The sequence below is a fragment of the Candidatus Pelagibacter sp. HIMB1593 genome (genome assembly GCF_052047755.1).
Classification (GTDB): Bacteria; Pseudomonadota; Alphaproteobacteria; order Pelagibacterales; family Pelagibacteraceae; genus Pelagibacter.
Genome location: NZ_JBNAJK010000001.1, coordinates 827845 through 849932 on the forward strand (window position 1 = coordinate 827845; position 22088 = coordinate 849932).

Genomic DNA, 22088 nt, shown 5'->3' on the forward strand with positions numbered 1-22088 from the left:
TTTATCTCAAGTTGTTATTGATTAATTCAGACCGTCATGGATTTTGTATTATTATATTTTGTTATAGCAAGTTTTTTAATAGTGATAGTGCCTGGCCCCACTGTCAGTCTGATAATTGCTAATTCTTTAAGATCTGGTGTAAAAGCAGGATTATTAAACGTTTTTGGTACCCAAGTTGGCGTTTTAATTTTGTTATTTTTATTAGCACTTGGATTTGAATTAGTTTCTCCTTTTCTAGAAGTGATTATTAATTATGTAAGAATACTAGGTTCAATTTATTTAATTTCACTTGGAGTAATTACAATTAAGTCAGATATTGATTTAAACAAAACTCATGTAACTAAATTTGAAAAAAAATATTTTCTCCAAGGATTAATAGTAATTTTAACTAATCCAAAAATATTTTTGTTCCTTGGTGCATTTATTCCTCAATTTATTAATATAAATGAACCTGTTAGTTATCAGATAATTTATTTTGGAATTATCTTTATAATTGTAGCTACAATATTTGATAGCTCATATGCATTTGTATTTGGTAAGTTTAGAGAATTCATAGCATCAAAATATTTAAAAATTTTAAATCAAATTGGTGGGTTTATATTAATCCTGGTTGGCATTTGGATGTTTTTTTATTAATTTTTTTATTTGATTAGAGCAACTGCTTCTTTAGTCAAGATAGCGTATCCTTTATTTGTATAATGATCCCATTTGTTGTTAATATTTTTAAAAATATTTAAAATATTTTTCTCATCATAATTTTTAATCAAATAATCACTGTAATCGAAAAAACTTATGTTTTGTTTTTTTAAATGAGATTTAATCATACTGATTTTATCATTCACAAGTTTTTTAAATTTTTTTTGCTCTAAAGTTTTGGCGTAAAGAATATCTGGGGTTAATGAATTAAAAACAACGTAAAAATTTAAATTATTCTTATCGGTTTCATTAATAAATTGATTAAGTATTTTAATAAATAATTTATCTATTTTTTTATTTTGAAGATATAAATACTCACTACTTGTTGATTGTTTTTTTTTAAAAAATAATTCAATTAAATTCCCAACTTGTTTAAGATTTAAATGGTATACACTAAAAAAATCGTTCCATAATCTTTTTGCTTTATTTCCAAAATATTCATTTAATACTTCAACTTTTTTATCTCTATTATTTTTAGTCGACAAATTTTGTTTATAATTTTCATCATTTAAATACTTTATTAATATCTGATTATTTTTTTCTTTAGAGAGATCATAAAAATCATTTTCTGGAGTAATGAATAAAAATATATTTTTTACTTTATAATCAAACTTATACTCTTTAAATGTAGCATACTCCAATAGTGGACCATTGCCACCAACACCAAAACTTAATGTAGATAGACCTAATTTTTTAAATTGTTGATTTAAATTAAAATTATTATCAACACACATTCCTTGAACGTAAGAATCTCCAATTAGAAGAGTGTCTATATTTTCAATTTTAGAATTATTAAAGCCATTTGCATCTGAATTAAAATAGATTGGTTTATTATTTTCGTCTAAACACAAAAGAATTTTAGAATTTTCATAACCTGATAAAGGCAAAATATCATTTTTTTTATCTAAAAGCTTGTAGCTACCAAAATTTAAATAAATTTTTTTACTCAAATTTTTTTTTAAGTCTTTATTTAAATAATATAATCTTGTTTTTTCAAATATTTTGTCATTATTAAAATTTATGATTAATTCCAAAATATAGAGAAAAAAATAAAGCAATATGAAATTTATAAAAATAATTTTTGTCAATTTATAATATTTCATTATTTTAAAACTGACATTGGGTCCAATCTAGTTTGAAACCAATTAATTCTAAAATCAAGATGAGGTCCAGTTGATCTACCTGTCGATCCTACGGTTCCAATAATATCCCCTTGATTAATTAAATCTCCAACAGAAACTAAAACATTTTCTAAATGTGAATATATAGTTGATATACCATGACCGTGATCCATAATTACTGTACCACCGGTATAATATAAATCATCTTCAGCCATTGTAACTTTTCCCGAGCCAGATGATTTAATCATTGTCCCTTGTTTTGCTGCTATATCAATTCCGTAATGTGGCCATCTAGGTTTACCGTTTAAAATTCTTTGACTCCCATAAACACCACTAATTATTCCTTCAACGGGCATTATAAATTTTTGCTTAAAAAACTGTAATTCGGAATTAATTGCTCTTGCTTCACCAATTGCATTATTTTCTTTTTTTATTCTTTTATAGACAGACTCGGGTGGGGTTACTTTGCTTTCTTCTAAGCCATCTATTCTTTGAATGTTGTATTTTCTTTTTAAAACTTTTTTGGTTATTGTAGATTTTTTTTCATCAAAGATTTTTGTAAAAGTAAGATCATATTTTTGATCTCTATCAATACCAAAAACGAAAAAACCATCTTTTGATACTCTTACTTCTTTTTTTCCAACAATTATCTTTGCACCAGGATTTGTTTTTCCTAAGATAAAATGACCTTGTAAGAATTTACCTTGAAATTCTATTGCGTTTGCAGTTGAAAAAAATAAGAAAAATATTAAAAAAAATCTATTTATTACTGAGCTGTCCATCCACCATCTATTATAATTGATGTTCCAGTTATCATTGAGGAAGCAGGTGAGGCTAAGAAACAAACTGTTGTTGCTACATCACTTTCAGTTGCTGCTTTTCCCATTGGAATATTTCCAAGTGCTAGTTTTTTAAATTTTTTATTTTTAAAGAAATTTTTAACCATTGGAGTTTCAACAAACGTAGGAGCTACTGTGTTAACTCTTATATTTCTTTTAGCTAACTCTACTCCCATACCTTTTGTCAAACCTTCAATCCCAAATTTAGTCATATTGTAAACATTTCTCCCACCCATACCAACATGACCTAATTGAGAAGACATGTTGATAATAGAGCCGGGTCTCTTTTTATTTTTAAGCATTTTTTTAACTACTAGTTGTGCAACGTTAAATGCAGCTTTTAGATTTAAATCTACCAAGTAATTCATGCTTTTTTGTTTAATTTTTTCAAAAGGTTCAGGAATATTAGTTCCAGCATTGTTTACCAACACATCAATAATTTTGATTTTTTCTAATTTTGCTTTTAGATCTTCATAATTCATTACATCACAAGGAACTTTGATTACTTTACCTTTAATTTTTTTAATATCTTTTTCTAATTTATTTAAATCAGATGGAGTTCTGCTTAAAGCTATTACAGTTGCCCCAGCTTCAGCTAGTGCAATAGAACAAGCCCTCCCAAGTCCTTTACCAGCACCAGTAACTAGTGCATACTTATTTTTAAGATTAATTTTTTGAAGATACATTAAAAGAATATTATTTTAATATCTGTATAAATCAACTCAACAGCTACTATTAATATTGCCAATAACCCAACCCATGCAATCCATTTGTATTTTTTTATCCATCCAGAAATTAATGTTGCAGCAGTTGCCATTAAAACAATCGATAGAACCAATCCAAATACAAGTAATCCATAATGATCACCTGCAGCACCAGCAACACCCAAAACATTATCTAAACTCATTGTGAAATCAGCAAGTAAAACCGTCCAAATTGCTTTTAAAAAGCTTGAGTTATCTACTTTTATATCTTCCTCTGAATCTGATCCTTTGATTACATCAACATAAAGTTTGTAGACAATATAAAGAAGTAAAATTCCACCAATAAGTCTCAGTCCAGTAATTTGTAATAAATAAGCTGTTAGTAATGTTAATATTATACGTAATATTACTGCACCACCAATTCCCCAAAATATAACTTTCTTCCTTTGTTCAACAGGAAATTTTGAAGCTACCATTCCAATTATAATGGCATTGTCACCAGCTAGTACTAAATCAATAAAAATAATTTGTGTTAAAATAGCAATTTGCTCGGGAGTAAAAAATTCTGCAAACATTATTGTTGTAGTATCATGTCAGCACCTTTTTCTGCAATCATAATCGTAGGTGCGTTAGTGTTTCCCGAAGTAATGTTAGGCATTATCGATGCATCAATAACTCTAAGATTTTCTATTCCTCTTACTTTTAATTTTTCATCAACTACTGACATTTCATCTTGTCCCATCTTACATGTACCGACAGGATGAAAGATGGTTTGTGCAAAGTTTGATGCTTCTTTTACCAATTCTTCGTCATCATCAATATGAATACCAGGTCTATATTCCTCAGGTGTATATTTCTTAAATGTTTCAGATTCCATTATAATTTTTCTTGTCAATTTTAATCCTTTAGCAGCAATCATCCTATCGTGATCAGTTGACAGGTAATTTTGTTTTATTTTTGCGTAAACGCGTGAATCTTTATCGACAATACTTACATGACCTCTACTTGTGGGTCTTATATTAGAAACAGTTGGAGTGAAGGCGTGAAAATCGTGATTTTTTGTAGCTCCCAATGTATCCATACTCATTGGTTGAACGTGCCATTGTAAATCTGGTAATTCTAAAGAAGGATCACTTTTTGCAAACATACAAAGCTGACTTGCTCCCATAGTCATTGGACCACTTCTTTTAAAAACATATTCTAATCCGATAAGTAAATTTCCAAACAAACTATTAATTTTTTTGTTAAGAGATTTTAAACCATTAATTTTATAAATAGGTCTTAACATTAGGTGATCGTGTAAATTTTCACCAACACCATTTAAATTATGGACCATATCAATTCCCAATTTTTTTAGTTTTTCTGGATTTCCAATTCCTGATACTTGCAATATTTGAGGAGAACCAATTGCACCTGAAGAAACTATAACTTCTCTATTTGCTTCAGCTGTTTTCAATTCATTATCTTGCCAATACTCAACTGATTTTGCCTTTTTATTTTCAAAGTTAATTTTTTTAACATGAGCGTGAGTAATAATTGTTAAATTTTTTCTACGCTTAACAGGGTTTAGATAACCAACAGCAGTGCTGCATCTAAATCCATCTTTTTCTGTTACTTGAAAATAACCACAGCCATGATTATCACCTGTATTAAAATCTTTCGTTTTTGGTACACCAAATTCCTCAGCAGCGTTTTGAAACTCATCTAAAAGAGGAAGATGTATTCTTTGATCTGAGACAGAGAGAGGTCCACCAACTCCATGATATTCACTTTTGCCCCTTTCTTGATTCTCTGCTTTTATAAAATAGGGCAGAACATCATCCCAACCCCAGCCAGTATTTCCAAGCTGTCTCCAAATATCATAATCTCTGTGTTGTCCTCGTATATATAAAAGTCCATTGATAGAAGAGCTTCCTCCTAAAGTTTTTCCACGGGGATAACGTATTGAAATATTATTCATGCTTTCATCTGGTTCTGTCTTGTAACACCAGTCAGTACTAGGGTTATGCATTGTCTTAAAATAACCAACTGGAATATGGATCCATGGGTAATTATCTTTACCTCCAGCCTCAATCAAAAGAACTTTGTGTGAGGAGTTTTCTGATAGCCTATTTGCTAAAACACAGCCTGCAGATCCAGCTCCTAGTATAATAAAATCAAAATTATTCATAAATTAGAACTCTTATAAATTAAAAAAATTATATTTCTAACAAATCTGTTAAAAATTTAAAAATATACCAATATTAACACTTGTTTTAGTTTTCATTCTTTGACAAAGTTTTGACTTTAAAAATAAAGAGAGGGAAACAAATGAAAAAAATCATTTCAATGTTATTTGCAGTTGCAATGGTGTTTGGATTTATTTCAAATGCTAATGCTGCAAAAACACTAAAATGTCAGACAGTTCTTAACACAAAAGCTGATGAAGTTAAGATGTTAAAGGACTTTACTGACACAGTAACAGCGTTAACTGGTGGATCTCTTAAGTTTGAAATTATGCCAGCTGGAGCTGTTGTTGGTGTAAAAGAAACTTTAGATGCAGTTGACAAAGGCCTAATCGATTGTGGTTTCGCATGGACTCACTATTGGTCAGGTGACCATCCTGCAGCTATGCTATTCGGTTCTCCAGTAGCTGGTGGTGGTGTTGGTATTGACAATATTGCATTCTTATCATGGTTCCAGTATGGCGGTGGAAAAGAGTTATACGACAGACTATGGAAAGAAATGGGAAGAGACATCAAAGGATTTATGATTCAACCAGTTGGACCAGAAGCTTTAGGTTGGTTTCCAAAACCAATTAAAGATATGGCTGACTTTAGAAAATATAAATTCAGAACTCCTCCAGGAATTCCAGGACAAACATATAAAGACATCGGTATTGCATCTGTAGCTATGGGAGGTGGAGATATTCTACCAGCTTTAGAAGCAGGAACAATTGATGCCGCTGAATGGTGTTGTCCAAAACCAGACTTAACGTTTGGTTTCCAAAAAGTATTAAAGCACTACTACCTACAAGGTCTACACCAAGTAGTAGTAAATGCTGACTTTTATATTACTGGAAAAACATACAACGCTATGAGCGATCATGAGAAGAAGTCTCTTGAAGTTGCAGCTAATGCATCATTAGCTAAATCTTTAAGTTACAGAATCTATGAAAATGGTAAAGCTTTAAGAGAGCTTACTGAAGTTCATGGAGTTAAATTAGAGGACACACCTTCTGATTACTTCACAGAATACATGGCTGCAGCTAAGAAAAGTTTGGAAACAAACGCTGCAAACAATGCATTCTTTGCAGAAGTATGGGACTCTATGAAAGAATTTGCTGATATAGCAGTTCCTTTCTGGAGTGGTGCTCAAATGTCTAATGCGAAGCTAGGAATGGCTCACGCAGCAACATTAAAGTAATCCAATAATTAATCTATAATTCAATTAGAGCGGACTTAATTGTCCGCTCTAATTTTTCTAACAAAATTTTTATGGCTGAAGAACCAACTAAACTAGATATATCAGATGAAATGATAGCCGAAAGGCGAGGTGGTTCAGGAAAGATGCCAAATGACATGCCATCATGGATGGCAAGTTCTATTGTAAATATTGATAAATTTAGCAAATGGATAGGTAACGTTGTTTGTTGGATACTGATGCCACTTATCTTTGCTATGACTTACGAAGTTTTGGCGAGAAAACTTTTTCATGCACCTACAATTTGGGCTTATGACATAAGTAGATTTTTGTATGGTGCACTATTCATGTTAGGTGCAGGTTATGCACTTTCAAAAGGTGTTCATATAAGAGCAGATTTTTTATACAGAAATTTCAAAACAAAAAACCAAGGAACTATTGATTTTTGGTTATATATTTTATTTTATTTTCCAGGACTAATAGTCTTTCTTTATATGACAATTGGTTATGTAGGTGAATCTATTCAAAGAGGTGAAAGAGGAATGGATACTACATGGATGCCTTATATGTGGCCAATTAAAACTTGTTTATTGGTTGGTATAGTATTTTTATTAATCCAAGGTATTTCAGAATTATTAAAAAGTTATTGGGCTGCTACTAGAGGAAAATGGCCAGGAGAAGATGAATAATGTTAGCTGAATTTATAGATCCAGCATATTTAGGTTTTATTCTGGTAGGAGTAATGCTTTTTGCAATTTTCGTAGGATTTCCTATTTCATTTACACTTATATTTTTAGGTTTTGTATTTGGATATTTAGGGTTTGGAAAATTGGTCTTTTATTTAATGACGCTCCAATTTTCGATGGTCATGACCGAACAAACCCTCGCCGCCGTCCCACTCTTTGTCTTTATGGGTATTATGATGGAGCAGGCAGGTTTGATGGAAAGATTATTCTCATCATTTCAAATGATGCTCGCAAGAGTTAGAGGTGCATTATATTACGCTGTTCTTTTTGTTTCAGTTATTTTTGCTGCAGCAACAGGGATTGTTGGCGCTTCAGTAACTATACTCGGTATCATGGCAGCAAAATCAATGAATAGATCTGGCTATGATGTTAGACTTGCTGCAGGAACGATAACAGCTGGAGGTACTTTAGGAATTTTAATACCTCCAAGTATCATGCTTGTTGTTATGGGCCCAATTATGGAAATTCCAGTTATTGATTTATTTGCGGCTGCTATAATTCCAGGAATTCTTTTAGCAAGTTTATACGCTGGATACACAACAATAAGATGTATGATAAATCCTAAATTGGGACCTGTAATTCCTGAAGAGATGAGAGCCGCTAGTATGAAAGAAGTTTGGATTGAATTCTTCTTAGGTTTAGTTCCACCCGCAGCCTTAGTGTTTGCAGCATTAGGAAGCATACTTTTTGGTTTTGCAACTCCAACAGAAGCAGCTGGCTGTGGTGCAATGGGAGCTTTACTACTTTCTTTAGCATACAAAAAATTAACTTTTTCAAAACTTCAAGAAGCACTTGTTAAAACTTTAGAGATAACAGCTTTAATTATGGTTTTAGTTGCAGCATCAAACTTTTTTGGTGCTGTTTTTGCAAGACTAGGTACTCCAACTTTATTAACTGAATTCTTGTTAGGTTTAGACATGAACAAATATTTAATATTAGCGATTGTAATGGTTGCAATATTTTTATTAGGTTGGCCTTTAGAGTGGGTACCAATCGTAATGATTATTGTGCCAATTATTTTACCATTGATTGAAGCTCTTGGCTTTAATCTTACTTGGTTTGCAATATTAGTTGCTGTCAATCTCCAGACCGCCTGGCTATCCCCACCAGTGGCTTTGTCTGCGTATTTCTTAAAAGGGGTGGTGCCTGAATGGGATTTAAAAGATATTTATTATGGAATGATGCAATTTATGGTGCTTCAAATAATTGGTTTGGTTTTAATTATAATATTTCCTAAAATTGCACTTTGGTTACCAACTCTCCTGTATGGACAGTAGAAATTATTAGTTTAAAATAATTTTTAGTGAATCAGCCTAAAGTTAAATACTCCCTCTCAAATTGGGATTTAGTTTCGGTAAATCCAAATTATAAAACTTGGAATTGGAAAGACCTTTTTTGTTACTGGGGAGTTAATGTACAAAGTGTAATTGGTTTTTCTCTAATTGCCTCACTTTATATAATGTACAATCTAAACACCTTTGTGGTTTTGATAGGAACTTTATTAGGTTCATTTTTTGTTTATTTATTTGCTAATTTTATTGGAAAACCTTCACAAAAGTTTGGATTACCTTTTGTAGTTTTGTTGAGATCTTCTTTAGGATTTAATGGAGCGAAATTTTTTGGATTAATAAGAAGCTTGGTTGGAATTTTCTTATTTGGAATTCAAACTTATTTTTTATCAAAAATTTTAACTTATCTTATTAGAATATTACTTTTCACTATCGATGAGTCATTGTTAGTACAAGATATATTTATTTTTTATTTTTTTGGTTTAAATATTATCGATTGGTCATCAATTTTAATTGTAATTATTTTTCAAACATTTTTGTTTAGTATTGGTGCTCAATATAATAAAAAAATAATAAATTTTTCAGCAATCAGTGTTTATGTAGGAATTATTGTTTTTTTCTTCCTTGTTTTTTTAAGTGATGTCAAATTAACATCAAAAGCCTTTGTAAATATTTTTAATACCAAAAATTTTTTTGATCTTAATAATTTATTACCACTTTTAACTGTAGCAGGAACTGTCTTTGCTTATTTTTCAATATTAATAATTAGTTTTGGGGACATTTCTAGGAATGTTAAAAATACTAAAGAGTTGGGTAAAGGGAATTTAAGTTTGCTTATTAATTTAATTATTTTCTCTTTTTTCTCTATATTTATTGTTGCCGGATCAGATGCACTTTTAAATCAAAAATTTTCAGACATAGACAGAATTTTTACAAATCCCACTGATATAATTGGCAAATATGACAATATTCAAATAACTACATTGGTACTATTTTTTATTATGATTGCCTCGGCATCTACGAACTTAGTAGCTAATTTTATTCCTTCTCAATATTCACTAATAAATTTTGTTCCAAATAAATTATCTTTGAGGAGTGCAAGTTATATAATTTCTTTCCTCGGTTTGTTGGTAGCTATTTTTTGGCTTACAATTTTGAGTCAAATTGGCATTTTATCTTTTATAGATACATTTGGTGCATTTTTTGGACCGTTATTTGGAGTAATAGTTGCTGACTATTATCTGATCAATAAACAAAGCTTGAGTAACAAAGATTTGTATTCAGTAGAAAAAGAAAGTAGTTACTATTATTCAAGAGGGTGGCATATCAAAGGTGTTTACTCAGTATTTCTAGGTTTTATTTTTTCAGCATCAACAATTTGGAACACAAATTTAATGTTTTTACAGTCTTATGCATGGTTAATTGGTGCATTTGTAGCCTGGATAACGTATTACTTGTTGGCAAAAAAATAATATGAAAGCTTTAGTATATACTGGAACGCAAGAATTAGTTTACAGAGACGAACCTAATCCAATTGAAGTTTTGGGAGAAAGTATTTTAAAAATCCATGCTTCAGGAATATGTGGTTCTGATATGCACGCATATCATGGACATGATGAGAGAAGAATTCCTCCGTTAATATTAGGCCATGAAGTTAGTGGTGAAGTCCAAAATGGTAAATTTAAGGGTAAAGACGTTGTTTTAAATCCTCTGATAACTTGTGGTAAATGTGAATACTGCACAAGTGGAAGAGAACATCTTTGTCCTCATAGAATTATTTTAGGTATGAATAAACCAATTGAAAGACAAGGGGTTTTTGCAGAATTTGTCTCAACACCAGACTCAAATATTTATGAAATCCCAGATGGATTAGATAAAAATGAAGCGCCAGTAGCAGAGCCAACTGCAGTTTCTCTACACGCAGTATTAATTGGTGAACAATCTTTAAAAAAACCTTTGTCTGAATGTAAAATTTTGATCCAAGGTGGTGGTGCAATAGGATTATTATGTGGTTTAATTTTATCTAAAATTAAAAATAGTAAAAATATAATTCTCTCTGATCCTAATAAATTGAGATTAAATGAGTGCTCAAAATATTTAGATGCAAAATATGTTGCACCAGACCATAATGAAATAGAAAGTAATAAATTTGACATTGTATTTGATACGGTAGGTTTGGAAATTTCAAGACAACAAGCTATTGAAGTGGTTAAGCCGGGCGGCTCAATTATACACATAGGCTTAACTCAGCCAGCTGGAACCTTTAATTTTAGAAAAATGACACTTCAAGAGGTGACCGTAATAGGAACTTATTGTTATACCAATAAGGATTTTGAGCAAACTTTAGCAATATTAGCTAACAAAGATATAGGTTCTCTAGATTGGATTGAATTTAGAGATTTAAAAAATGGTGGTGATGCCTTTAAACAAATTCATGATGGCACCTGTGTTGCGCCTAAAATTATACTGATACCTTAGAATTAGAATTTAATTTTATAACTCTAGAACTACCCATTTTGAGGTCATTAGACATAATTGGTGCAGATATCATTATTGACCAATAAATTAAAAGTAAAAAAATTGAAATTGTTTTCATATTATTTATTTAAAAATTAATTCTGATTTTTGCATGTTTAAATCTTGTCTAAATAATGTATTAAGAACTTAAATTATGAAAATATTTTTTAAATTCATTGCAATTTTTTTGATTTCAATCAGCTCAGTTATTGCAGATGAAGTTGTAGTTTTTGAGTTTACAGAATCAGAACTTTCAGAATTAACTGTTAGAAAAGTAAGAGGAGCAAAGAACGAGACAAACTATACGGTTGGGAAAAATGAAAATGGAAATTTTTTAAAGGCGGTTGCTGATAATGCAGCATCTGGTCTTGGAAAAGAGGTTAAAATTGATCTTAACAAGACACCTTTTATAAATATTACCTGGAAAATTGAGCAAGATTTGTCTGGAATTAAGGAAGACACAAAAAAAGGGCATGATTTTGCGGCGAGAGTTTTTGCTGTTAAAAAAACAGGTGCAACACCATTATCAAATAGAGCAATTAACTATGTGTTTTCAAGCAACAATGATGTTGGCCAAAGTTGGCCAAGTCCTTACACAAAAAAATCTATAGATAATGTAATGGCAACAACAAAAACTAATTTAAATGAATGGGTAACAGTTAAATCAAATGTAAAAGAAGATTTTAAGAAATTCCACGATTTAGATTTAGATGAATTAGATGGCTTGGCGGTTATGGCGGATACAGATAATTCTAAAATGAAATCTATAGCCTATTTTCAGAACATTTATTTTTCAGCAAATTAAACCAATTTTTGATCATTATTACACCAAGTTTTATTTAAATTTTAATCTGTAATGATAATATCAGAAAATGCACAAACTTTTTACTCACAATATTAAAATTTATTATGAAGATACCGACTCAGGAGGAGTGGTTTATTATGCAAATTATTTAAAATACTTTGAAAGAGCTAGAACAGAAGCGCTATTAACTATTGGTTTAAGTAATTTGAAAATTAAAGATGAGTTTAATTCTTTAATAATCGTTAAGTCATGTAATATTGAATATAAAAAATCAGCATACTTAGAAGATAATTTAACAATAAAATCTTTTATTTCCTCTTTATCAAAAACCTCTTTTGTAATGGATCAGTCAATTTACAGAGATGATTTATTAATTGTGAATGCTAAAATACATTTGGTATTTGTAAATACAATCGGAAAACCTACAAAAATTCCTGAGATAGTTTTAAATAGCTTTGACCCTTATATTTTAAAATCTAAATAGCTGTTACTCTTTTTATATTTTTGAAAAAATTAACTATCATTTTTTCAGATATTAATTTTGTATTTACATTTCTAGGACTTGGATGATAACAAGCGTACAATCTGATTTTGTTTGATAAATCATAATATTTCCCATGCTTAAAAGTATACTTTCCATTTAATTTATTTTTACTTTTGTAATATTTAATACAATTATCAAAAGCAACTTTGCCTAAAGCAACAATTGTTTGGATTTTGCTTAAAGTTTCAATCTCATTTTGAAAATGATTTGAGCAATTTGACAATTCTTCATTTGTTGGTTTGTCACCAGGAGGAACACATTTCAATATATTGGTTATAAAAGTTGATTTTAATTCCAGTCCATCATTTAAACCTTCTGAATAAGGTAGGTTAGAAATATTTGCTTTTTTTAGACAAGAAAACAAGAAATCGCTTGATTTGTCTCCAGTGAAAGGTCTTCCAGTTCTGGTTCCACCATGAGCCGCTGGCGCCAATCCTAAAATTAATAATTTTGAATTTGTCTTACCAAACCCTGGAACTGGTTTTCCCCAGTAAGTTTCGTTTATGTTTTGTTTTCGTTTTTCAGTGGATATTTTTTTAATAAAATTAATTAATCTAGGACATTTTCTACATTTAATAATTTTCTTATTAAGTTGTTTTAATTTATTATTCATAAATGAAAATTTTAAAATTTTTTTTAATTATATTTATATTTTTAAGTTCTCCAATTAAAGCAGTTTCAAATGAAGCTATGATTGGTGAGCTTCAAAAAGGTGGTAAATTAATATTTATTCGGCATGCTTATGCACCTGGAGGAGGAGATCCTTCTAATTTTGATGTCAATAATTGTGAAACTCAAAGAAACTTAAATGACGAGGGAAGAGTACAATCAAAAAAAATTGGAAATTTTTTTAAACAAAATGATATTTTAATAAACAAAATTTACTCTAGTGAATGGTGCAGATGCAAAGAAACTGCAAAAATAGCCTTTAAATATTATGAAACAAAAAATTTTTTGAATTCATTTTTTAGTGCAAAATTTGCTAAAAATAGAAAACAACAAGTTATTGATTTTAATAAATTCTTAAATACGTGGGATCAAAAACAAAATATAATTTTTGTAACACATTACGTGGTAATATCTGAACTTTTAAACTACGCACCATCCTCAGGTGAGATTGTTATTTCAGATAAAAATTTAAAAGTAATTGATACTTTAGAAATAGAATATTAAATTAGTATTTATGTCTTCAAAAAGAGCTATGCGACAAGCACAAAAACAGGCGTTTGCTAGACATAGATCAAATATTTCAAATAGTAGATTTGATTTTAAAAAAAAAAATTTAGATAAACTTAAGGAAAATAAAAAAAAGAAGTCTTAACTTTGATTTGCAAATTTTTCTATTTTTTTACATGTAGAAATTTTTGAAATCCCTTCGATATCATTCATAACACTTTTAATAAATATCTCGGGCTTGTTCTTTTCAATTAATATTTGAGTGTAAAACTGAGGATAACCATGTTTTAAAGTAAAAATTTTACCATCTTCCTCATAAATATTTCTGACATATGAGTTTGATTTTTTTACACTTAAATCAGTAATTCTATATTTTTGATAAGTTTTTTCAGCATAAACATAATTTCTAGTCATAATTAATTCATTAAGATTAAATATGTATTCATTTTTTAAATATTTATCTTCTTTGTGATCACATTTACTTAAAATTATAATTTCTGAAAATGAATGATTTATAAATGACAGAAGGAATAAAATGAGAGAAAAAAAAAATAAATTATTTTTTTTCATTTTTTTCAGCAAAAAATAATCCAATTAAAAATAGTGCCGTCCACCCAATTCCCAGTAACGCTTTAGGGCTAGTTTCAGCACTCCACATATCTAGAACTAAAGCACCAAAGATTAATCCTATAATGTAAATTGTAACTACAATTGTTGATTTACTCATTTTTAAGACTTTTTTTGAATAAAGATATTCCGTTATTTATTTTATGTTCATAAGACTCGTTAAAACTATTTAACTGCCAACCACTTAATCTTTTTTTGATACTTTCTAAATTATTTTGTTTCCATTCATCTGTAGTTTCTTCTTGTTTCCACTGTTTTTTTTCATCATTATTTCTCCCACAGCCATAACAATAACCTGTTGAGGGATCTGTTTTGCAAATACTAATACAAGGCGAAATAATCATAATATTTATATTTTTATATCCTTTTACACTATTATTCGGATTGGACAAATGAGTTCAATAATATATAAAGCACCTAATTTAACTGGGGCGATGGCGGAATTGGTAGACGCGCTGGTCTTAGGAACCAGTCGAGCAATCGGTGAAGGTTCGAGTCCTTTTCGCCCTACCATTAAATAATTATGAAAGTTACTGTAGAAAATAAAAAAGGTTTAAATAAAGATCTAAAAATTTTTATCGATAAAGAGACTATGAACTCTTATATGGATGAAAAATATGAGGAGATTAAAGGAACAGTAAATTTAAAAGGTTTTAGACCAGGAAAAGTACCAAAAGAAATTTTAAAAAGACAATTCGGCAAAGCTGTATTTGGTGAAGTATTAGACAAAGTTTTAAAAGATACATCCACAAAAGCATTGGAAGAAAACAAAATTAAACCAGCAGGTCAGCCAAAATTAGATTTAAAGACATATGGTGAAGATAAAGAATTAGAATATGTCTTGTCAGTTACAGAATTACCTAAAGTAGAGATTAAATCATTAGAAAACATTAAATTTGATGAATACACTGTTAAAATTGATGATAGTGAGACAGATAAAAGAATAAAAGAAATTGCTAAGAACCAACCAAATTTTAAGGAAGGTGCACCTGATACAAAAGCAAAAGAAGGTGATCTAGTTGCATTAGATTACAAAGCAACAATTGATGGAAATGAATTTAAAGGAAGTGAAGGAAAAAATACACAGCTTACATTAGGTAAAGATTTATTTTTGAAAGGTTTCGATAAGCAACTAATTGGTGTTAAAAAAGATGATGAGAAAGTTGTTGAAGCAACACTTCCAGAGAATTACCCTGAAAAAGAATTAGTAAATAAAAAAGCTAAATTTAATTGTAAAATTTTATCAGTCAAACAAGCACAAGAGGTGAAAATAGATGATGATTTTGCAAAAAATTTGGGAGCTAAAGATTTGAAAGATCTTAAAGCTTTAATTTCAAAACAAATAAATGATGAATATAAAAACTCTTTAGATCAACTTTCAAAAAATCAAATTTTAAAAGAAATTGAAAAAATTAAAGTTGAAGAAGTTCCAGAAAACCTAGTTGAAGAAGAAGTTAAGATTCTTTCACAAGGAATGTCTGAAGATGAAGCTAAAAAAAATAAAAAATCTTTTGAGGAAAAAGCAAAAACAAGAATTAAGACTGGATTAATCTTAAATGAATTTGGTGAAAAAAATAAAATCAACGTTAGTGAGCAAGAAATTCAAGCTGAAGTTCAAAAACAATTAAGGATGATGCCAGGACAAGAAAAAATGGTTATGGATTTTTATCAAAAAAATCCATCTGCTTTGGCCAATCTAAGAGGGACAGTCTACGAAGAGAAAATTTTAAATCTGATAAAAGAAAAAGGTAAACCAAATAAAAAAGAAATTTCAAAAGATGAGGCGGAAAAAATCTTAAAAGAAGCTCACAAACATGATCACGACCATGACCATGACCATGATCATTCACATGATAACGAAACTAAGAAAGAAACAAAAAAGAAACCTGCAGCAAAAACTTCAGAGAAAAATAAACCTTCTACAAAAACAGCAAAAGCAAAACCAGCTGCTAAAAAATCAAAAAAAGTTAGCAAAAAGTAATCACAAGTTGTATAACTATATCGAATCAACTTATGACAACAAAATTATCTGAACATATGAGCAATTTAGTGCCAATGGTTGTAGAGCAATCATCTAAAGGTGAAAGAGCTTATGATATTTATTCAAGACTTCTAAAGGAAAGAATTATTTTTTTAACAGGTCAGATAAATGACAATATAGCATCCTTAGTAACAGCTCAGTTATTATTTTTAGAAGCTGAAGATCCTAAAAAAGAAATTTATTTATACATCAATAGTCCTGGTGGACTGGTTACAGCTGGCCTTGGAATTTACGACACCATGCAATATGTAAAACCTGATATATCAACTTTATGTATTGGACAAGCTGCTTCAATGGGATCATTTTTGTTGGCTGCAGGAACTAAGGGTAAAAGGTTTTCGTTACCCAACTCAAGAATAATGGTTCACCAACCTTCAGCAGGTTTTCAAGGACAAGCTACGGACATTGAAATACATGCAAATGAAGTCTTGTCATTAAAGAAAAGATTAAATGAAATTTACTCAAAACACACAGGTAAAACTGTTGATGAAATAAAATCTGCATTAGAGAGAGACAATTTCATGACCGCTGATGTCGCAAAATCATTTGGTCTTATTGACGAAGTAGTAGAAAAAAGATCATAATATACAATATATTGATAACTTACTAATCCAAACTTGATTAGTATGAGTCATCTATAATAAAGTAATGAAATTGATTCGTTTAAAAAATTATGAGTACAAATAATAAAAATATTCTTTACTGTTCTTTTTGTGGAAAGAGCCAACACGAGGTTAGAAAATTAATTGCAGGTCCAACTGTATTTATTTGTGATGAATGTGTTGAGCTTTGTATGGATATAATAAAAGAGGAAAGTAAAGACACTTTTGTTAAACACCAAGACGGTCTTCCTTCACCAAAAGAAATTTGCACAGTGCTAGACGATTATGTAATTGGTCAAGCACATGCCAAGAAAGTTTTGTCGGTAGCTGTTCACAATCATTACAAAAGACTTAACTATGAAAACAAAACTAGTAAGAATGTAGAATTATCTAAATCCAATATTTTATTAGTTGGTCCTACTGGTTGTGGTAAAACTTTATTAGCACAAACTCTTGCTAGGATTTTAGATGTTCCATTTACAATGGCAGACGCAACAACATTGACAGAAGCAGGATACGTTGGTGAGGATGTTGAAAATATTATTTTAAAATTACTTCAAGCTTCAGATTACAATGTTGAAAAAGCACAACGTGGAATAGTATATATCGACGAAGTTGATAAGATTAGTAGAAAATCTGAGAATCCATCCATTACAAGAGATGTATCTGGAGAAGGAGTTCAGCAAGCTTTATTAAAGATAATGGAAGGAACTGTTGCTAGTGTTCCACCTCAAGGAGGTAGAAAACATCCTCAACAAGAATTTTTACAAGTAGACACAACAAATATTCTTTTTATTTGTGGAGGTGCTTTTGCTGGATTAGACAAGATTATTTCTCAAAGAGATAAAGGTACTTCAATTGGTTTTGGAGCGGACGTAAAAAACACTCAAGATAAAAAAACAGGAGAGTGGATGAAGGGTCTGGAGCCTGAGGATTTATTGAAATTTGGATTGATACCAGAGTTTATTGGAAGACTACCAATGATAGCAACTCTTGAAGATTTAGACGAAAAATCATTGATCAAAATTTTACAAGAACCAAAAAACTCTTTAACTAAACAATATCAAGAATTATTTAAGTTAGATGGAGCGAAATTAACATTTAAAGAAAATGCTCTTAAAGAAATAGCTCAAAAAGCAATTAACAAAAAAACAGGAGCAAGAGGTTTGAGATCAATATTAGAAAATATTTTATTAAAAACTATGTATGATCTTCCAAGTCAAGACAATATTGAAGAAGTAATTGTTGATGCAGGAGCTGCTAAAGGTCAATCGCAACCGATTTTAGTTCATTCTAAAGGCGAAAATAAATCTAAGTCTGGCAAAACATCAGCGGCTTAATATCCTTAATAAGTAACAAAAACCTATTGCAATATAATATATAATATCCATATTATTCCTATGGACGTTAAAATATCATTGCCGTTATTACCTTTAAGAGACATTGTAGTCTTCCCAAGCATGGTAATTCCTCTTTTTGTAGGAAGAGATAAATCTATTTCTGCACTTAATGAGGTGATGAAAAAAGATAAGAAGATCATTCTTGTTACACAAAAAAATTCAGAGATAGATGATCCCAAAAAAACGGACGTATTTATGTATGGTTGCGAAGGAAGCATCCTACAATTATTAAAGTTACCCGATGGAACTGTAAAAGTTTTAGTTGAAGGTATTAAAAGAGTTAAAATTTTAGACTTTAAAGATAATGAGAAATTTATTACGTGTGATTATACATATTTCAATGACATCTTACCAAAAGATGAGGATTTATTTCCTTTAGCAGCTACTGCTTTAAGAAGATTAGAAAAGTTAACTTCTATAAATAAGAAAATTTCGAACGAAACAATAAACACCATTAAGCAGCTAAAAGATCCTTCTCAAATAGCTGATAATATTGCCTCACACATCACAGCTACAATTTCAGAAAAACAACAAATTTTTGAAACCGTTGATGTTAAAAAGAGATTAAACGCCATAATTAAAATTATGGAGAACGAAACAAGCATAATTGGCGTAGAGAAAAGAATTCGAGGAAGAGTTAAAACTCAAATGGAGAAAACTCAGAGAGAATATTACTTAAATGAACAACTTAAAGCTATTCAAAAAGAACTTGGTGAGATTGAAGACGGCAAAGACGAAACAACTAGTTTAAATAAAGCTATCACAAAAGCAAAAATGCCAAAAGAAGTTGAAAAGAAATGTCTACAAGAACTTAAAAAATTGAAAAACATGAGCCCAATGTCAGCTGAAGCTACGGTGGTTAGAAACTACCTTGATTGGATGACGGAACTACCTTGGCACAAAAAAAGTGAAGTTGATATCGATTTAACGAAGGCATTAAATATTCTTGATAAAGATCATTTTGGACTAGAGAAAGTTAAAGAGAGAATAATAGAATTTTTAGCTGTTCAAAAAAGAATGGAAAAAATTAAAGGCCCAATATTATGTTTAGTTGGTCCTCCTGGTGTTGGTAAAACATCTTTAGGTAAATCTATCGCAAAAGCAACTAACAGAGAATTTGTTAGAATGTCCGTAGGTGGGATGAGAGACGAAGCAGAAATAAGAGGGCACAGAAGGACTTATATCGGATCATTACCAGGTAAAATAATTCAAATGATGAAAAAAGCTGGAACAAAAAATCCTTTAATTTTATTAGATGAGATAGATAAAATTGGAAATGATTATAGAGGTGATCCATCCTCAGCATTATTAGAAGCACTAGACCCAGAACAAAATACAACTTTTAACGATCACTATTTAGAAGTTGATTATGATTTATCTGATGTAATGTTTGTAACAACGGCAAATACTTTAAATATATTGCCTCCATTATTGGACAGAATGGAAGTAATAAGATTAGCTGGTTATACTGAGGATGAAAAAATAAGTATAGCTAATAAATATCTACTTCCTAAACAAATTAAAGATAATGGTGTTAAAGAAAAAGAAATGAAATTGGAAGACGACATCATAAAAGAAGTAATTAGAGGATACACAAAAGAATCAGGAGTTAGAAATTTAGAAAGAGAAATTTCTAAACTTGCTAGAAAAGTTGTTAAGAAAATTGTAGCGGGTGAGGAAAAAGAAGTTCAAATTAATAACAAAAACTTATCTGATTTTCTTGGTGTAGCTAAATTTAAGTTTGGTGAGTTAGAATCTGAAAATAGAGTTGGTATTGTAACTGGACTTGCTTGGACTGAGTACGGTGGGGAAATTTTAAAAATTGAAACAGTAACTATGCCTGGTAAAGGTAGAATGCAAATTACTGGTAAGCTAGGTGATGTAATGCAAGAGTCTGTAAAAGCTGCAAAATCTTTTGTTAGATCAAAATGTCTGGAGTATGGAATCATTCCACCTCTATTTGAGAAAAAAGATTTTCACATTCATGTACCAGAAGGAGCAACACCAAAAGATGGTCCATCTGCTGGAATAGGAATGGTCACTTCAATTGTTTCATCGATTACAAATATACCTGTGAGAAGAGATGTTGCGATGACTGGTGAGGTAACATTAACAGGTCAAGTATTACCAATAGGTGGCCTTAAAGAAAAATTACTAGCTGCTCATAGAGCTGGAATTAAAGAAGTTTTGATTCCAAAAGAAAATGAAAAAGATTTGGTGGATATGCCTAAGAAAATTATAGATGATATTAAAATTACACCAGTTGAATATGCTGACCAGGTAATTAAAATTGCTTTAACTAAAGAACTTAAACCTACAGAATGGGTTGAGGTAGATTTAGCTAAAAAAGACGATAAATCTCAAGCTAGTATTCAATAATAATTAATTTACTTTATTTAAGTGTTGATGTAATAAGTAGCTCTGTTTTGGGGCGGTTAGCTCAGTTGGTAGAGCATCTCGTTTACACCGAGGGGGTCAAAGGTTCGAGTCCTTTACTGCCCACCAAACAAATTAAGTGGGGGTGTAGCTCAGTTGGTTAGAGCGATCGCCTGTCACGCGATAGGTCGAGGGTTCGAGTCCCTTCACTCCCGCCACTTTTTCCCATTAAACTGTATATTAATATTAACAAAATGTGACTTATCTTCCCTTCAACATCAGATAAAAACTGATATATAGATTTCCATGTTATCTGAATTTTTAAAAGATTACCTACCAATTATTCTATTTTTAGTTATCGCTCTTGGTTTAAGTGTTGCTTTTGTAGTGTTAAATTTTTTACTTTCTCCAAAAAAACCTGATCCAGAAAAGTTATCTGCATATGAATGTGGTTTCGAACCATTTCAAGACTCTAGAATGGAGTTCGATGTAAGATTTTACTTAGTTGCAATTCTATTTATCATATTTGATCTTGAAATTGCCTTTCTATTTCCATGGGCAATATCATTAGGAAACATTGGTCTATTAGGTTTTTCATCAATGATGATTTTTCTATTCATACTAACAGTTGGTTTTATTTATGAGTGGAAAAAAGGCGCTCTAGATTGGGAATAAAATTAATTTAATGAACGATAAAATAGAACAAGTTCCTGAAGAGTTTAAACAACTTGCTAAAGATTTTAGTAAAAATGGTTTTATAACCACATCGTTGGATAACTTAATTAATTGGTCAAGATCTGGCTCTTTGCATTGGATGACTTTTGGTCTTGCATGCTGTGCGGTTGAAATGATGCAAACAGCAATGCCTAGATATGACCTGGAAAGATTTGGAGCTGCTCCACGTGGATCACCAAGACAATCAGATGTAATGATTGTTGCCGGAACATTGACAAATAAAATGGCACCAGCTTTAAGAAAAGTTTATGATCAAATGCCAGAACCGAGATATGTAATTTCTATGGGTAGCTGTGCTAATGGTGGAGGTTATTATCATTATTCTTATTCAGTTGTTAGAGGGTGTGATCGTATAGTTCCAGTTGATGTATATGTTCCAGGATGTCCTCCTTCAGCTGAGGCGTTATTATATGGAATTTTGCAATTACAAAAAAAAATTAGAAAAAAGGGATCTTTTATAAGATAGTC

25 protein-coding genes and 3 tRNA genes are annotated in these 22088 nt (G+C 30.4%); 19 read left to right on the forward strand and 9 right to left on the reverse strand.

Going from position 1 to position 22088, the window contains the following annotated elements:
- Nucleotides 1-36 precede the first annotated feature (36 nt).
- The gene (locus tag ACTTA0_RS04305) at nucleotides 37-636 is read left to right on the forward strand and encodes a LysE family translocator (RefSeq protein WP_440676225.1); all 600 of its coding nucleotides are present in this window, start codon (nucleotides 37-39) and stop codon (nucleotides 634-636) included.
- A 5-nt stretch (nucleotides 637-641) separates the two neighbouring features.
- On the opposite strand, the gene ACTTA0_RS04310 is transcribed toward ACTTA0_RS04305, so the two are convergent.
- The 5 genes from ACTTA0_RS04310 to ACTTA0_RS04330 all read right to left on the reverse strand — a co-directional run bounded on the left by ACTTA0_RS04310 (nucleotide 642) and on the right by ACTTA0_RS04330 (nucleotide 5530).
- Nucleotides 642-1646: a hypothetical protein gene (locus ACTTA0_RS04310; RefSeq protein ID WP_440676226.1), complete on the reverse strand. Its 1005-nt coding sequence runs from the start codon at nucleotides 1644-1646 to the stop codon at nucleotides 642-644.
- A gap of 152 nt (nucleotides 1647-1798) precedes the next feature.
- On the reverse strand, nucleotides 1799-2599 hold the full coding sequence (locus tag ACTTA0_RS04315; RefSeq protein ID WP_440676227.1) for a M23 family metallopeptidase: 801 nt from the start codon (nucleotides 2597-2599) through the stop codon (nucleotides 1799-1801).
- Nucleotides 2584-3342, reverse strand: a complete 759-nt coding sequence (locus tag ACTTA0_RS04320) for an SDR family NAD(P)-dependent oxidoreductase (RefSeq protein WP_440614478.1) — start codon at nucleotides 3340-3342, stop codon at nucleotides 2584-2586. Before ACTTA0_RS04320 ends, ACTTA0_RS04315 begins: the two co-directional genes overlap by 16 nt.
- Complete coding sequence (locus tag ACTTA0_RS04325; RefSeq protein ID WP_075506621.1) at nucleotides 3342-3935, reverse strand: TerC family protein; 594 nt, start codon at nucleotides 3933-3935, stop codon at nucleotides 3342-3344. Before ACTTA0_RS04325 ends, ACTTA0_RS04320 begins: the two co-directional genes overlap by 1 nt.
- Nucleotides 3935-5530: a GMC family oxidoreductase gene (locus ACTTA0_RS04330; protein ID WP_440676228.1), complete on the reverse strand. Its 1596-nt coding sequence runs from the start codon at nucleotides 5528-5530 to the stop codon at nucleotides 3935-3937. The genes ACTTA0_RS04325 and ACTTA0_RS04330 overlap by 1 nt, the downstream gene beginning before the upstream one ends.
- A 140-nt stretch (nucleotides 5531-5670) precedes the next feature.
- On the opposite strand from ACTTA0_RS04330, the gene ACTTA0_RS04335 reads away from it, so the two are divergent.
- The 7 genes from ACTTA0_RS04335 (at nucleotide 5671) to ACTTA0_RS04365 (ending at nucleotide 12603) form a co-directional block, all read left to right on the forward strand.
- The gene (locus ACTTA0_RS04335; protein ID WP_262589327.1) at nucleotides 5671-6765 is read left to right on the forward strand and encodes a TRAP transporter substrate-binding protein; all 1095 of its coding nucleotides are present in this window, start codon (nucleotides 5671-5673) and stop codon (nucleotides 6763-6765) included.
- A 71-nt stretch (nucleotides 6766-6836) separates the two neighbouring features.
- Nucleotides 6837-7451, forward strand: coding sequence for a TRAP transporter small permease subunit (locus ACTTA0_RS04340; RefSeq protein WP_440614476.1), 615 nt, complete (start codon nucleotides 6837-6839; stop codon nucleotides 7449-7451).
- Nucleotides 7451-8785, forward strand: coding sequence for a TRAP transporter large permease (locus tag ACTTA0_RS04345; RefSeq protein WP_440634050.1), 1335 nt, complete (start codon nucleotides 7451-7453; stop codon nucleotides 8783-8785). The genes ACTTA0_RS04340 and ACTTA0_RS04345 overlap by 1 nt, the downstream gene beginning before the upstream one ends.
- Before the next feature lie 26 nt (nucleotides 8786-8811).
- The gene (locus ACTTA0_RS04350; RefSeq protein WP_440676229.1) at nucleotides 8812-10269 is read left to right on the forward strand and encodes a cytosine permease; all 1458 of its coding nucleotides are present in this window, start codon (nucleotides 8812-8814) and stop codon (nucleotides 10267-10269) included.
- A gap of 1 nt (nucleotide 10270) precedes the next feature.
- Nucleotides 10271-11275 (forward strand): alcohol dehydrogenase catalytic domain-containing protein, encoded by a 1005-nt coding sequence (locus ACTTA0_RS04355; RefSeq protein ID WP_440676230.1) that lies wholly within the window; start codon nucleotides 10271-10273, stop codon nucleotides 11273-11275.
- A 193-nt stretch (nucleotides 11276-11468) separates the two neighbouring features.
- On the forward strand, nucleotides 11469-12119 hold the full coding sequence (locus tag ACTTA0_RS04360; protein WP_440676231.1) for a DUF3047 domain-containing protein: 651 nt from the start codon (nucleotides 11469-11471) through the stop codon (nucleotides 12117-12119).
- A 67-nt stretch (nucleotides 12120-12186) separates the two neighbouring features.
- On the forward strand, nucleotides 12187-12603 hold the full coding sequence (locus ACTTA0_RS04365; protein ID WP_440676232.1) for a YbgC/FadM family acyl-CoA thioesterase: 417 nt from the start codon (nucleotides 12187-12189) through the stop codon (nucleotides 12601-12603).
- Here the strand turns inward: ACTTA0_RS04365 and ACTTA0_RS04370 are convergent.
- A complete protein-coding gene (locus tag ACTTA0_RS04370) occupies nucleotides 12596-13276 on the reverse strand; it encodes a uracil-DNA glycosylase (RefSeq protein ID WP_440676233.1) in 681 nt (226 codons plus the stop codon). The two genes, ACTTA0_RS04365 and ACTTA0_RS04370, sit on opposite strands and share 8 nt — an antisense overlap.
- 2 nt (nucleotides 13277-13278) lie before the next feature.
- On the opposite strand from ACTTA0_RS04370, the gene ACTTA0_RS04375 reads away from it, so the two are divergent.
- Nucleotides 13279-13836 (forward strand): histidine phosphatase family protein, encoded by a 558-nt coding sequence (locus ACTTA0_RS04375; protein WP_440676234.1) that lies wholly within the window; start codon nucleotides 13279-13281, stop codon nucleotides 13834-13836.
- Between the two features lie 10 nt (nucleotides 13837-13846).
- Complete coding sequence (locus tag ACTTA0_RS04380; RefSeq protein WP_440676235.1) at nucleotides 13847-13984, forward strand: hypothetical protein; 138 nt, start codon at nucleotides 13847-13849, stop codon at nucleotides 13982-13984.
- Here ACTTA0_RS04380 and ACTTA0_RS04385 read toward each other — a convergent pair.
- From ACTTA0_RS04385 to ACTTA0_RS04395, 3 genes are read right to left on the reverse strand one after another with little or no spacing between them, the layout of a single operon-like run.
- Nucleotides 13981-14409 (reverse strand): hypothetical protein, encoded by a 429-nt coding sequence (locus tag ACTTA0_RS04385; protein WP_440676236.1) that lies wholly within the window; start codon nucleotides 14407-14409, stop codon nucleotides 13981-13983. The genes ACTTA0_RS04380 and ACTTA0_RS04385 overlap by 4 nt on opposite strands.
- Nucleotides 14396-14566 (reverse strand): hypothetical protein, encoded by a 171-nt coding sequence (locus ACTTA0_RS04390; RefSeq protein ID WP_440676237.1) that lies wholly within the window; start codon nucleotides 14564-14566, stop codon nucleotides 14396-14398. The genes ACTTA0_RS04385 and ACTTA0_RS04390 overlap by 14 nt, the downstream gene beginning before the upstream one ends.
- Nucleotides 14559-14810: a DUF1289 domain-containing protein gene (locus tag ACTTA0_RS04395; RefSeq protein WP_440676238.1), complete on the reverse strand. Its 252-nt coding sequence runs from the start codon at nucleotides 14808-14810 to the stop codon at nucleotides 14559-14561. Before ACTTA0_RS04395 ends, ACTTA0_RS04390 begins: the two co-directional genes overlap by 8 nt.
- Before the next feature lie 84 nt (nucleotides 14811-14894).
- Here ACTTA0_RS04395 and ACTTA0_RS04400 point away from each other — a divergent pair.
- From ACTTA0_RS04400 to ACTTA0_RS04440, 9 genes are all read left to right on the forward strand, one after another.
- Nucleotides 14895-14979, forward strand: a tRNA-Leu gene (locus ACTTA0_RS04400).
- A gap of 10 nt (nucleotides 14980-14989) precedes the next feature.
- A complete protein-coding gene (gene tig / locus ACTTA0_RS04405) occupies nucleotides 14990-16447 on the forward strand; it encodes a trigger factor (RefSeq protein ID WP_440676239.1) in 1458 nt (485 codons plus the stop codon).
- A 32-nt stretch (nucleotides 16448-16479) separates the two neighbouring features.
- Nucleotides 16480-17091 carry an ATP-dependent Clp endopeptidase proteolytic subunit ClpP gene (gene clpP / locus ACTTA0_RS04410; protein WP_262589313.1) on the forward strand — a complete coding sequence of 204 codons (612 nt, stop codon included), beginning with the start codon at nucleotides 16480-16482 and terminating at the stop codon, nucleotides 17089-17091.
- 89 nt (nucleotides 17092-17180) lie between these two features.
- Nucleotides 17181-18449 carry an ATP-dependent Clp protease ATP-binding subunit ClpX gene (gene clpX, locus ACTTA0_RS04415; RefSeq protein ID WP_440676240.1) on the forward strand — a complete coding sequence of 423 codons (1269 nt, stop codon included), beginning with the start codon at nucleotides 17181-17183 and terminating at the stop codon, nucleotides 18447-18449.
- A gap of 60 nt (nucleotides 18450-18509) precedes the next feature.
- Nucleotides 18510-20888 carry an endopeptidase La gene (gene lon / locus ACTTA0_RS04420; protein WP_075506633.1) on the forward strand — a complete coding sequence of 793 codons (2379 nt, stop codon included), beginning with the start codon at nucleotides 18510-18512 and terminating at the stop codon, nucleotides 20886-20888.
- 50 nt (nucleotides 20889-20938) lie between these two features.
- Nucleotides 20939-21014 (forward strand) — tRNA-Val (locus ACTTA0_RS04425).
- Nucleotides 21015-21026: 12 nt separating this feature from the next.
- Nucleotides 21027-21103: transfer RNA gene (locus ACTTA0_RS04430), tRNA-Asp, on the forward strand.
- 88 nt (nucleotides 21104-21191) lie between these two features.
- Nucleotides 21192-21560, forward strand: a complete 369-nt coding sequence (locus ACTTA0_RS04435) for an NADH-quinone oxidoreductase subunit A (protein ID WP_075506634.1) — start codon at nucleotides 21192-21194, stop codon at nucleotides 21558-21560.
- Nucleotides 21561-21570: 10 nt separating this feature from the next.
- Entirely contained in the window at nucleotides 21571-22086 is a 516-nt protein-coding gene (locus tag ACTTA0_RS04440) for a NuoB/complex I 20 kDa subunit family protein (protein WP_425321967.1), read from the forward strand.
- Nucleotides 22087-22088 lie beyond the last annotated feature (2 nt).